This is a genomic window from Microbacterium sp. SORGH_AS_0505, assembly GCF_030818715.1.
GTDB lineage: Bacteria > Actinomycetota > Actinomycetes > Actinomycetales > Microbacteriaceae > Microbacterium.
Genome location: NZ_JAUTAT010000001.1, coordinates 404,156 through 415,939, shown reverse-complemented (window position 1 = coordinate 415,939; position 11,784 = coordinate 404,156). Strand labels below are relative to the sequence as shown.

The window sequence follows — 11,784 nt, the reverse complement described above, 5'->3', positions numbered from 1 at the left end:
GCGCCCTGTCCGGCCCCATCAAGGAGGAAGCCATGTCCCCGGAGATCGTCAACACGAAGTCCGCCGCCTTCCTCGTCGCCGGACGCCCCGTCCGTCAGGGATGACACCGAAGGTCTGACTCGCGCGGAAGCTTCCCGCGCACCTCTCCGTTCTCCCTCGACGGGTCCCCGCGACCCTGATCGTCCGCGCCTCGCTGCGCTTCTCGCCGCCCGGCATCCGCTCCTCTCCTGTGCAGGATCATGACCTCCTCGACGCATCCCCGTCTGTCCACCGCCCGCTCCCTCGCCCGCCTGATCCCCTTCGCGAAGCCCGTTCTTCCGCGTCTCGGGCTCGGCGCCCTCAGCGCGCTCATCGCGAGCCTGCTGGGCCTGTCCATCCCCCTCGTCCTCGAGCAGATCGTCGGCACGAACGGCCCGATCGCCTCCGGTGACCCGTGGCTGATCGCGCTCGGCGGCGGCGCCGTGCTGCTGCTCGGACTGCTCGAAGCACTCATGGTGTGGGCGCGCCGCTGGTTCGTGCTCGCTCCCGCCACCGCCGTCGAGTACGAACTGCGCACCGACTTCTACGGCCGACTGCAGCGCCTGCCGGTCGCCTTCCACGACCGCTGGCAGTCGGGGCAGCTCCTCAGCCGCATGATGCAGGACATCGGCCTCATCCGCCGGTGGATGGCGTTCGGCGTCGTGCTGCTCGTCGTGAACATGATCACGATCGTCGTCGGCTCGGCGATCCTGTTCAGCTGGCACTGGCTGCTCGGCACGATCTTCGTGGTCGTCTCGGCACCCCTGTGGATCGCGGGCTTCGTGTTCGAGAACCGCTACGGCATGCTGTCGCGGCAGAGCCAGGATCAGGCCGGCGACCTGGCGACAGCCGTCGAGGAGTCGGTGCACGGCATCCGCGTCCTCAAGGCCTTCGGCCGCGGCAGCCACGCGCTGCGCAAGTTCACCCGTCAGGCCGAGACGCTGCGCGAGACCGAGATCAGCAAGGCCAAGGCCGTCGGCTGGATCTGGTTCTGGCTCGTCCTGCTGCCCGACATCGCCTTCGCGCTATGCCTGGGCGCGGGCATCTACCTCGTCTCGGTCGGTGAGATCGACACCGCGGCGCTCATCGCGTTCTTCGCGATGGCGACGATCCTCCGTTGGCCCGTCGAATCGATCGGGTTCCTCTTCTCGTTCCTCGTCGATGCGCGCACCGCGACGGACCGCATCTTCGAGGTGTTCGACGAGCAGAACACGATCGTCGACCCCGAGAACCCCGTCTCGATCGCGGAGCCCCGCGGCGAGCTCGTCTTCGAGGGGGCGCGGTTCCGGTACCAGGATGCCGCTGCCACCGAGCGCGACCTGCTCGACGGCATCGACCTGTCGCTGCGACCGGGCGAGACCATGGCCCTCGTCGGTCTGACGGGCTCGGGCAAGACGACGCTGACGACCCTGCCCGGTCGCCTGTACGACGTCACCGGCGGTCGCGTGCTGCTCGACGGCGTCGACGTCCGCGACCTGCCGCTGACCGAGCTGCGCCGTCACGTCGGCATGGCCTTCGAGGACGCGACGCTGTTCTCGCAGACCGTGCGCGAGAACGTCCTGCTCGGCCGAGAGGACCTCGACCCGCAGAGCGCCGAGGGGGAGCGCGTGCTCCGCGAGGCCCTTCAGGTCGCGCAGGCCGCGTTCGTCGACGATCTGCCGAACGGCGTCGACACCGTCATCGGCGAGGAGGGGCTCAGCCTCTCGGGCGGTCAGCGCCAGCGTCTCGCGCTCGCTCGCGCCGTCGCGGCACGTCCCGCCGTCCTCGTCCTCGACGACCCGCTGTCGGCGCTCGACGTCGACACCGAGGCGCTCGTCGAAGACGCCCTCCGGGTGGTCCTGGCCGAGACGACGGCACTCGTCGTCGCGCACCGGCCCTCCACCGTCACGCTCGCCGACCGCGTCGCGCTCCTCGAAGAGGGCCGCGTCACCGCCGTCGGCACGCACTCCGAGCTCCTGCGCACCAGTGAGCACTACCGGCACGTCATCTCGAGCCTCGAGGACGAGCAGGAACGTCAGCAGAAGAGGGAGGTGTCCCTGTGAGCACCGTCACGGGCACCAGCGGTGAAGACCGCTCCGATTACACCCGCGAGGAGAGCCGGCAGATCCGGCGTCGCTCGCTGCGACTGCTCGGGTCGCTCGTCACGCCGCTCAAGATGCAGCTCGTCCTCGCGGGGATCGTGCTCGTCATCTCGACCGTCCTCCGCGTCGCCGGTCCCGCCCTGGTCGGCTGGGGCATCGCGAACGCGCTCCCGGCGGTGCAGAAGGAAGCCGACTGGATGCCGACGATCGTCGTCGTCATCATCTTCCTGATCACCGCGATCGGCGGCGCCGCGCTCATCGGCTGGTATGCCGTGGTGGTGGCGCGCCTGACTCAGGCGGTCATGCTGGACCTCCGAAAGCGGATCTTCCTGCACACGCAGAAGCTCAGCCTCGAGTTCCACGAGTCGTACACGTCGGGCCGCATCATCTCGCGTCAGACGAGCGACCTCGACACGATCCGCGAGCTGCTCGACGGCGGCCTGAACGAGCTCGTGTCGGGCCTGCTCTACGGCGGGTTCACCCTCGTGGCGCTCATCCTGCTCGACTGGCAATCCGGCCTGGTTCTCGCCGCGATGGGCATCCCGCTGTTCTTCCTCATGCGCTGGTTCTACCTGCGCTCGCAGGTCGTCTACCGCGAGTCCCGCGTCGTGAGCGCCAAGGTGATCGTCAAGTTCGTCGAGACGATGACCGGTGTCCGCGCCGTCAAGGCGTTCCGCAAGGAGCCCGCGAACGACCGCGAGTTCGGCGGCCTGGCGAGCGACTACCGCGACATCAACATGCGCTCGATCCGCCTGTTCGGCACGTTCGAGCCCGCGATGATGGCCCTGGCATCCTTCGCCCTCGCGGCGGTCCTGCTCTGGGGCGGTCTGCGCGTGGTGAGCGGGGCGCTCGAGCTCGGCTTCCTGCTGTCGGCCGTCCTGTACGTGCGGAACTTCTTCGCTCCCATGCAGGAGGTGGCGTTCTTCCTGAACTCCTACCAGTCCGCCACGGCCGCGCTCGAGAAGGTGTCGGGTGTCCTCGAGGAGTCGCCGACCGTCCCCGACCCCGCGAAGCCCGTCGACCTGCCCGAGGCGACCGGCCACCTGCGCTTCGATGACGTGACCTTCGGGTATTCCGAGACGAAGACGATCCTGCCCGACTTCCGGCTCGACATCCCGGCCGGTCAGACGATCGCCCTCGTCGGCACGACGGGTGCCGGAAAGTCGACGCTCGCCAAGCTGGTCGCGCGCTTCTACGACCCGACGAAGGGCGCGGTGACGCTCGACGGCGTCGACCTGCGGGAGCTGCACCCGAAGGACCTGCGGCGCGCGATCGTCATGGTCACGCAGGAGGCGTACCTGTTCAGCGGGACCGTCGCCGACAACATCGCGCTCGGCAAGCCGGACGCGACGATGGACGAGATCGAGGCGGCGGCGCGCGCCGTCGGTGCGCACGCCTTCATCGAGAGGCTCCCGGACGGGTACGGCACCGACGTCAACAAGCGCGGCGGCCGCGTGTCGGCGGGCCAGCGTCAGCTGATCTCGTTCGCGCGTGCCTTCCTCGCCGACCCCGCCGTGCTGATCCTCGATGAGGCCACGGCGTCGCTCGACATCCCGAGCGAGCGCCAGATCCAGGAGGCTCTCGGCACCCTGCTCGCCGACCGGACCGCGATCATCATCGCCCACCGCCTGTCGACGGTCGCGATCGCCGACCGCGTGCTGGTGATGGAGCACGGGCGCATCATCGAGGACGACACCCCCGACGCGCTCATCGCGGGTACGGGCAAGTTCGCCCAGCTGCACCGCGCCTGGCGCGAATCGCTCGTCTGAGCCGGCGCTGAGCCGCTGACGGATGCCGGGGCCCGAAGTCGGGGCCCCGGCATCCGTCGTTCGTGGTCTGCCGTTCGTGCCGGATGCAGGTTCAGGCGGCCGTCACCGCGCGCAGCCTGCGGTCGGAGTCTTCTGAACCTGCACTCGGCACGCCGGACGCCGGCCGCGGGTCAGATCGCGCCGGCGCGGTGGACGGCCGCACCCAGGGGGTGGGCCGTCGTGATCTCGGCCAGGGCGAGGGCGCCGTCGATCCCGACGCCCTGCGGGGCGACGAGCCGCAGTCCCGCGCCCTCGCCGAGCGCGGCCTCGAAGGCGTCGTGCAGCGTCCGCGAGGCGAACACCCCGCCGATCGCGCAGACGTCGAACACCGGCTCGTCGGTGCGCACGCGGCGGACGGCGGTCCGAGCGGACGAGGCAAGTTCGTGCGCCGCGCGGTGAGAGATGTCGATCGCGACCTGGTCCCCGGCATCCGCTGCCGCCGCGACCTCGCGCGCGAGCGAGGCGACGACGCGCACGCGATCGTGGTCGGCCTGCAGCGCCATGTAGGCCTGAGTGAGGTCCGGCCAGCGCGACACCGCCGCGTCGGTGAGCATCGTCGCCGGGCCCCGTCCGTCGTATGCGCGCATGACGGCGTCGAGCGCCTCTCGACCGATCCAGTAGCCGCTGCCGGCGTCGCCCATGATCCAGCCCCACCCGTCGACACGGGCCGTGTCGGTCGCGCCGACGGCCAGGGTGACCACTCCCGTTCCGGCCGCGACGACGGCGCCGTGCCGATCGCCGAGCGCACCGAGGAACGACGTCGTCGAGTCGTGCGCGAGCATCGTGGCCCGCACGCCGTCGGCGTGGACGAGCGAGAGCAGCGCGTCGGCATCCGCGTCGCGGTCGGTGAGTCCCGAGATCCCCGCCGTCACGACGTCGAGGTCGGAGCCCGTCCGCGTGAGGGTCTCTCGGACGACGTCGGCGAGCTGCGGCAGCAGAGGGATGCCGGTGTGGATGCCGCGGAACGTCAGGTCCTCGCGGCGGTTCCCGTCGTCGACCCGCACCTTGATATCGCTCTGTCCCGCATCGATGGCGAGCACTCGGCGCGCGTTCATCGTCCTCCTCCGGTGGTGGCGCCCGCCAGCGCCCGGTACCGCTCGCGCAGGAACTCTCCCGCCGGCTTGCCATACGGACAGTAGTCGTCGTTGCGGTCGGCTGCGTCCGGGTCGTAGAGCTCGGCAGGCCAGTCCCAGAGGAAGTACCCCGACATCCATTCCCTCTCCGCGCACGCGTCGAACATCGCGCGGTAGTAGTCGAGCTGCGCCTGTCCCGACGGAGCGCCCTCGAGAGCCCAGTCGTTGGGTCGCATCGGGGAGTTCTCGCGCGAGGGGCATCCTGCTTCGAGGAAGACGAACGGCTTGCCGGATGCCGCGACCACCGCCTCGATCCGGTCGAGGTTCTCCTGCCACTGATCGATCGGGTAGTAGCCGCTCGAGGAGATCACGTCGACCGCGTCCCACCAGGCGACCCGGTCCTCCTGGTACTTGTCGCAGTTGTACGTCACGAGTCCGGAGTACACCTCCCGCACCGCGCGGATCAGGTCGCGCCAGTGCGCCTCCTGCCCGTCGGCGCGCACCATCTCGCACCCGATGCAGAGCATCGCGCAGCCCTCGGCCTCGGCGATGCGCGCCGCGTCGAGGATGAAGGCGCGGTACGAGGCGAACCACTCCGTCCAGCTCGGCTCACCGGGCACATCCCAGTCGAAGAAGCCGATGAAGGCGCGCCACGTCCCGTCGGCGACGTTGACGACCGGTTTCAGGCAGACCTTCAGCCCGCGGTCGTGCGCCGCGCGTATCGCATGGACGATCTCGTCCTCGGTGACGGTCGGCTCGTCTCGGAACGGGATTTCGGTCGAGAACGCCGTCGCCTGCTGCGCGGCGTACGCGAGCGCCGTCCAGGTCACACCGTGGTCGGCCATCGCGTCGAGGGATGCCGCGGCTGCCGGTGTCGTCCATGTCCCGCGGACGCCCGTCCACCCCCACGTCATCCCGCAGACGGGTCCGCCGGGCAGACTCATCCGGACACCAGCTGGTTGGCGGAGCGGAGCACGCGCGGGTGCGCGAGGGCATCCGTGTCGAGCGCGACGCCGGCGTCGTGGTGCACGACGATGCGTCCGGTCTCGCCGGGCAGCAGCGTGAGCAGGCCGTCGGCCGGCTGGGCGGAGGCGTGCACCTTGTCGGCGAGCAGTGAGACGTCACGGGCGAAGCCCTCCGCCGTGATGCTCACCTCCGTGCCGCCCTCGACCGTGCGCGTCGAGACGGTCAGGCCGGGGTCGCCGAGCGTCGACTCGCGCGGCTCGGCGAAGTACCAGACCCCGCGCGCCGCGTCGGCGTCGATCACGAGCGCCTCGGAAGCGGCATCCGTCGCCGTCGCGAGGTCGGCGTCGATGTCGGCCACCAGCGTTCGGCGGGCCTCGACGGTCACCTCGACCGTCCGGTCGGCGAGCACGTCGCCGCCGAACGTGACGCGTCGGATGCGCAGGGGAGCGCTCCATGCCTCGTCGGTGTCGTTGCCGAGGACGGCGACGAGCCTGCCGTCGCGCGGCTGAACGGTCGCGACGCGGGGTGCGAAGGCGTTCTTGAGCGCGTGGAACAGCGGCTTGACGCGCTCGGCCCCGTCGATCGCGGCCCACGAGGTGACCGGCCAGCAGTCGTTCAGCTGCCAGACGACGGCGCCCATGGTGTGCGGCGCCCACGAGCGGAAGTGATCGAGCGCGGCACCGACGGCCAGAGCCTGGTTGAGCTGCATCGCCCAGTGCCAGGTCTCCATGTCGGCCGGCATCCGGAAGTGGGGGAGCAGCCCGTTGGTGAGCTTCGCATTCCCCTCCATCGCCTTCTGATGCACGATCATGCCCGGCGATTCCGGCGTCAGCGGCGCGTCGTCGACGGACTCGACGAGCGTCGTCCACGCCGGCGGCGCCTGCCAGCCGAACTCCGCGACGAACCGCGGAGTGTGCTCGCGGTACGTCGGCCAATCACGGCGGTTCCACTGCTCCCAGAGGTGCATGCTGCCGTGTTTCTCGTCGTTCGGGTGAGGGCCCGTCTGGCGACCGGATGCCGCGTCCCAGCCGGTCTCCGGGCTGAAGGGGCTTCCGGGTGCGTACGGGACGTGCGGGGCGAGTTCGGCGATGAGAGCGGGGAACAGCTCGTAGTAGTACGTCGCGCCCCAGCTCTTGCCGTCGAGGCTCAGCTTCCAGCCCCAGTCCTCGAATCCCCAGAGGTTCTCGTTGTTGCCGACGAGCTGCGCGAGCGATGCATGCGAGGAGAGCCGGACGATGTTCTCGCGCGCCTCGGCCTCGATCTCGGAGCGCAGCGGCTCCTCCTCGGGGTACGCCGCGCAGGCGAAGAGGAAGTCCTGCCAGACGAGCAGGCCGAGTTCGTCGGCGAGGTCGTAGAAGTCGTCGGACTCGTAGAGCCCGCCGCCCCAGACTCGGACGAGGTTCACGTTCGCGTCGATCGCCTGGCGGAACCGGCGCTCGTAGCGGTCACGGTCGACGCGTACGGGGAGGGCGTCGTCGGGGATCCAGTTCACGCCCTTCACGAAGACGGGCCGGTCGTTGACGACGAGCGTGTACGGCGTGCCTGCGGCATCCGGTTCGGTGTCCCAGCGGACGGTCCGGAAACCGACCCGTCGGGTCGTCGCATCAACGGCCTCGCCCTGCGCGTGCAGCGAGACCTCGACCGTGTAGAGCGGCTGGTCGCCGTGTCCGACGGGCCACCAGCGACGCGCCGCAGGGAGCTCGACGTCGACGTGACCGTCCTCGCCCACGACGGCGGCGACCGCGGTCGCGTCGTCGTCCAGACCCGGGCCGCTCACGACCGCGCGGACCTCGAGCGGTGTGCCACCGGCATCCGTCCGGTCGATGCGGACGTCCACCGACACGCGTCCGCCGTCGCCGTCCGGCGTGGCGACGACGCGCGTCTGTGCCAGGCGGGCGGTCGACCACGACTCGAGGCGCACGGGCTTCCAGATGCCGCTCGTGTAGGTCGCGATGCCCCAGTCCCAGCCGAAGCTGCAAGCGGACTTGCGGATCGCTTCATAGGGCAGCGGATACGGGCGCGGCCGGGCGCCGAGTTCGAGGCTCGCCTGGTTCGCGTACGGGACGGGTGCGCGGAAGGCGACCTCGAGGTCGTTGTCGCCGTCTCGCAGCAGCGCAGCCGCCTCGTACCGGTAGGAGCGGTGCTGGTTGGCGACCTCGCCGATCACCGTGCCGTTGAGGCGGACCGTGGCGACCGTGTCGAGTCCTTCGAACACGAGGTCGTGGCGCTCGTTGCCGTCGGGTGTCCAGGCGAACGTCGTCCGGTACGTCCAGTCGACGAGGCCGATCCACGCCAGCAGCGACTCGTTGTCGCCGTGGAACGGGTCGGGGATGAGACCCTCCGCCAGCAGGTCGACGTGGATGCTGCCGGGCACCGCCGCAGGCACGGTGAGACCTTCGAGGGTCTCCGGTGCGGGGCCGGCGGCGACATGGACGGTCCACCCGTCGTGAAGGGGGCGGCGGGAGAGGTGGGTCACTTGACGGCTCCTGAGGTGAGGCCCTGGTAGATCCATCGTTGCAGCACGAGGAAGGCGACCAGTGTCGGGATGATCACGACGAGCGTCCCGGCTGCGATCACCTCCCACTGCGCGCCGAACGGTCCTTTGAATCGGAAGAGGGACGTGGAGATCATGCCCTCGGAGGGCAGGTAGAGGAAGGGAGCGTAGAACTCGTTGTAGACCGCGATGCCCTTGATGATGACCACCGTCGCGATCGCGGGGCGCAGGAGCGGGAGCACGACGCGCCAGTAGATCGTCCAGCGGTTGGCGCCGTCGATCATCGCCGCCTCGTCGAGAGAGATCGGGATCGACTGCATGAACTGGATGAACAGGTAGATCGCGATGATGTCGGTGCCCATGAAGAGCAGGATCAGGGCGGCCTTCGTGTCGTAGAGGCCGAGGCCGTTCACGAGCTGGAACGTCGCGACCTGACTGGTCACGCCCGGGATGAGGGTCGCGAGCAGGAACAGACCCATGACGAGCTTCTTGCCGCGGAAGGCGAACCGATCGAGGGCGTACGCGGCCATCGTCCCGAGCGCGATCGTCCCGACCAGGGACACGGCGAGCACGATCGTCGTGTTGATGAAGCCCTCGAGCATCTTGCCGCTCGTGAAGGCGGTGACGAAGTTGTCGAAGTTCAGCCAGTTCGACGGCGGATCGAAGGGACCCGTCGCGGCGTACTCGCTCGAGCTCTTCATCGATGCGAACAGCAGCACCGACAGCGGGAGAAGGGTGACGATCGCGGCGATCACGAGGCTCGTGTACTTGGCCGCGGTGGCGCTCATGCTGCCGAGGCGCTGGAGCGGCGTCCGCCCCGAACGGCGGCGGGGGAGCGGGGTGGGCCGCGTCGGCGGCATCAGGGTGGCGGTCATGTCAGGTCCACCTTCTCGTCGGGGAACACGCGTCGCTGGATCCAGGTCACGACCAGCACGATCGCCAGGAGGACGACGGCCATGGCCGAGGCGAGGCCCACTTGACGGAAGGAGAACGCGGTCTGCAGGGTCTGGATCACGAACGTCGCCGAGCCGTTGGCGCCACCGGTCATGATGAACGGCACCTCGAACACCGACAGGCTGCCGGCGATGGCGAGGATGAACGACAGTCCGATGATGCGACGGATGCCGGGGGCGATGATCGACCAGAACTGCTGCCACTTGTTCGCGCCGTCCAGCTCCGCGGCTTCGTACAGCTCACGGGGGATCGACTGGATCGCGCCCAGGAAGAGCACGAAGTTCAGCCCGGTGTAGCGCCAGACGGACGTTCCTGCGAGCGACCAGTTGACGACGTCCGGGTCGCCCAGCCACTTGGGCGGGTCGGCGAGGCCGAACCATCCGAGCACGGTGTCGAGGGTGCCCCCGGGCTGGAACAGGTACAGGAAGACGAACCCGATCGCGACGCCGTTGATCAGGTACGGGAAGAAGAGGATGCCGCGGAAGAGGTTCGAGAACCGGGTCGAGAAGCTGAGGATCACCGCGAAGTAGAGCGCGATGGCCATCTGGAGGAAGGATGCGGCGAAGTAGTACAGGCTCACCCAGAAGACGCTGAAGATGCGCGGGTCGGTGAAGACCTGGATGTAGTTGTCGATTCCGACGAGATTCTTCTCGAGGTCGATGCCGTCCCAGTCGGTGACCGAGTAGTAGAAGAGGTTCAGCGCCGGCCAGTAGGTGAACAGCAGGAGGAGGCCGACCGCCCCGGAGAGGAACAGCCACGGCGTGAGCCGTTGAACGATCCCGCGTCCCGCCCGGCGCGTCCCGGCGCCGGGGGCACCGGACGCGCGGCGTGAGCCGCGCATCCGACGCCCCCGGGCGGGTGCGGACAGGACCGCAGGGGCATCCGCGGGTGCGGAGCCGGGTGCTGCGATCGCCATCGGGGAACCGTCCTCAGCCGAGCTTCTTCGCCGATGCGCCCCAGCGCTCGTTGAGTTCGGCGAAGTAGCTGTCCTTGTCGCCGTCGGCCGCGCCGCGGGCGATGTCGACGATCTTCTGGCGGTAGAGCGGGCCGTACAGGTCGATCTGCGAATCGTCGGCGATCGCGTTGATCAGGCCCTCCTTGCCGGCGGGAGCGGGGTTGATCTCCATGAGTTCGACCCCCGAGTCCTCGAACCCGGCGAGGTTGGTGGGGAGCGGCTTGTCGATGACGGGTGAGAGCATGCCCTGCGCCTCGGTGTAGCCGGAGTCGGCGACGACCCACTGGATCCACGCCCACGCGGCGGCCTTCGCCTTCGAGTGCTTGCTCACGGCGAGGTTGTAGTCGCCGCCGATGACGGCGTACTGGGTGCCGTCGACGTTGGCGGGGAACGCCATGTATCCGATGTCGTCGGCCGAGCCGCCGTTCGCCTCGGCGGCCGCCTGCATCTGCGAGATGGCCCAGGAGCCGAGGGGCATCGTGGCGATCTTGCCGGTGCCGAGGTCGACCTTCGACTGCTCCCAGTTGGTGGTGAGCGGGTCCTCTTCGGTGAGGCCCGCCGCGACCGTGTCGTAGAGGAAGGAGTCGACCGCGTAGGTGTCGGTGCCCTCGGTCCACGGTGCGGGGTTCTCGGCCATCGTGATGGGAGCGTCGGGGTCGTGGGTGATCGAGCCGAGGTTCCCGAAGGCCTGCGTCAGCGGCCAGCCGTCCTTGTAGTTGGTGTACATCGGGATCGCGTCGGTGTTGTCCTTGACCTTCTGCAGTGTCTCGAGCCAGCCTGCTTCGTCGGTGGGCAGTTCGGTGATGCCCGCCTCGTCGAAGACCTTCTTGTTGTAGACGATGCCGTTGGCGTTGCCGCCGAAGGCGATGCCGTACTGCGTGCCGTCGAAGCTCGCGGCGGGGAGGAACCGGTACGTGTCCTCGAAGGACGAGGTCTCGCCGAGCGGCTCCAGGAACTGCTCGTACTGGTCGGGCTTGATCGCCGGGATGCCGATGACGTCGCCGTAGTTCGTGGTCGACATGCGGGTGAGCATCTCGCCGGCGTAGTCCGTGATCCCCTCGAAAGTCACGTTGACGTCGGGATACTTCTTCTGGAACTCCTTCGCGTATTCGTCGAAGGTGCCGTCCTCGACCAGGTCGGTGCGCCAGGTGACGACCTTGATGTCGCCGGCCACCTCTCCGTCGATCGTGTTGTCGCCAGCGGATTGCGCTCCGCCGCCGGCGCAGCCGGCGAGGGCGATGCCGGCGACGGTGAACGTCGCGATCACGACGCCGATCCGTGTACGTGCCATGTGTGCGTCTCCTGTCAGGTTCGTCTTCGAAACCACTCGGGTGCGGGTCGGCAACGGCGCCGACGCGGCTCACGTTAGCCCTCGGAGCCACGGCTCACAAGACATGAATGTCAGCGCTGTCTGAAGCTGTCCTGCTTCGGGAAT

The 11,784-nt window shown here is 69.1% G+C and carries 8 protein-coding genes; 2 read left to right on the top strand and 6 right to left on the bottom strand.

Features of this window, described 5'->3' with window-relative positions:
• Positions 1-239 precede the first annotated feature (239 nt).
• Together QE428_RS02090 and QE428_RS02085 are read left to right on the top strand one after the other, a co-directional pair.
• Complete coding sequence (locus tag QE428_RS02090) at positions 240-2,060, top strand: ABC transporter ATP-binding protein (protein ID WP_091356311.1); 1,821 nt, start codon at positions 240-242, stop codon at positions 2,058-2,060.
• Positions 2,057-3,868, top strand: coding sequence for an ABC transporter ATP-binding protein (locus QE428_RS02085; protein ID WP_307462559.1), 1,812 nt, complete (start codon positions 2,057-2,059; stop codon positions 3,866-3,868). The genes QE428_RS02090 and QE428_RS02085 overlap by 4 nt, the downstream gene beginning before the upstream one ends.
• A 170-nt stretch (positions 3,869-4,038) precedes the next feature.
• Here QE428_RS02085 and QE428_RS02080 read toward each other — a convergent pair whose 3' ends face one another.
• From QE428_RS02080 to QE428_RS02055, 6 genes are read right to left on the bottom strand one after another with little or no spacing between them, the layout of a single operon-like run.
• Positions 4,039-4,962 carry an N-acetylglucosamine kinase gene (locus QE428_RS02080; protein ID WP_307462556.1) on the bottom strand — a complete coding sequence of 308 codons (924 nt, stop codon included), beginning with the start codon at positions 4,960-4,962 and terminating at the stop codon, positions 4,039-4,041.
• On the bottom strand, positions 4,959-5,894 hold the full coding sequence (locus tag QE428_RS02075; protein ID WP_133400353.1) for a 1,4-beta-xylanase: 936 nt from the start codon (positions 5,892-5,894) through the stop codon (positions 4,959-4,961). Before QE428_RS02075 ends, QE428_RS02080 begins: the two co-directional genes overlap by 4 nt.
• A gap of 26 nt (positions 5,895-5,920) precedes the next feature.
• Complete coding sequence (locus QE428_RS02070) at positions 5,921-8,422, bottom strand: glycoside hydrolase family 2 protein (protein ID WP_307462555.1); 2,502 nt, start codon at positions 8,420-8,422, stop codon at positions 5,921-5,923.
• Complete coding sequence (locus QE428_RS02065; RefSeq protein WP_091356293.1) at positions 8,419-9,315, bottom strand: carbohydrate ABC transporter permease; 897 nt, start codon at positions 9,313-9,315, stop codon at positions 8,419-8,421. The genes QE428_RS02070 and QE428_RS02065 overlap by 4 nt, the downstream gene beginning before the upstream one ends.
• On the bottom strand, positions 9,312-10,310 hold the full coding sequence (locus QE428_RS02060; RefSeq protein ID WP_091356290.1) for a carbohydrate ABC transporter permease: 999 nt from the start codon (positions 10,308-10,310) through the stop codon (positions 9,312-9,314). Before QE428_RS02060 ends, QE428_RS02065 begins: the two co-directional genes overlap by 4 nt.
• A 13-nt stretch (positions 10,311-10,323) precedes the next feature.
• On the bottom strand, positions 10,324-11,640 hold the full coding sequence (locus tag QE428_RS02055) for an ABC transporter substrate-binding protein (protein ID WP_307462549.1): 1,317 nt from the start codon (positions 11,638-11,640) through the stop codon (positions 10,324-10,326).
• Between the last annotated feature and the right edge of the window lie 144 nt (positions 11,641-11,784).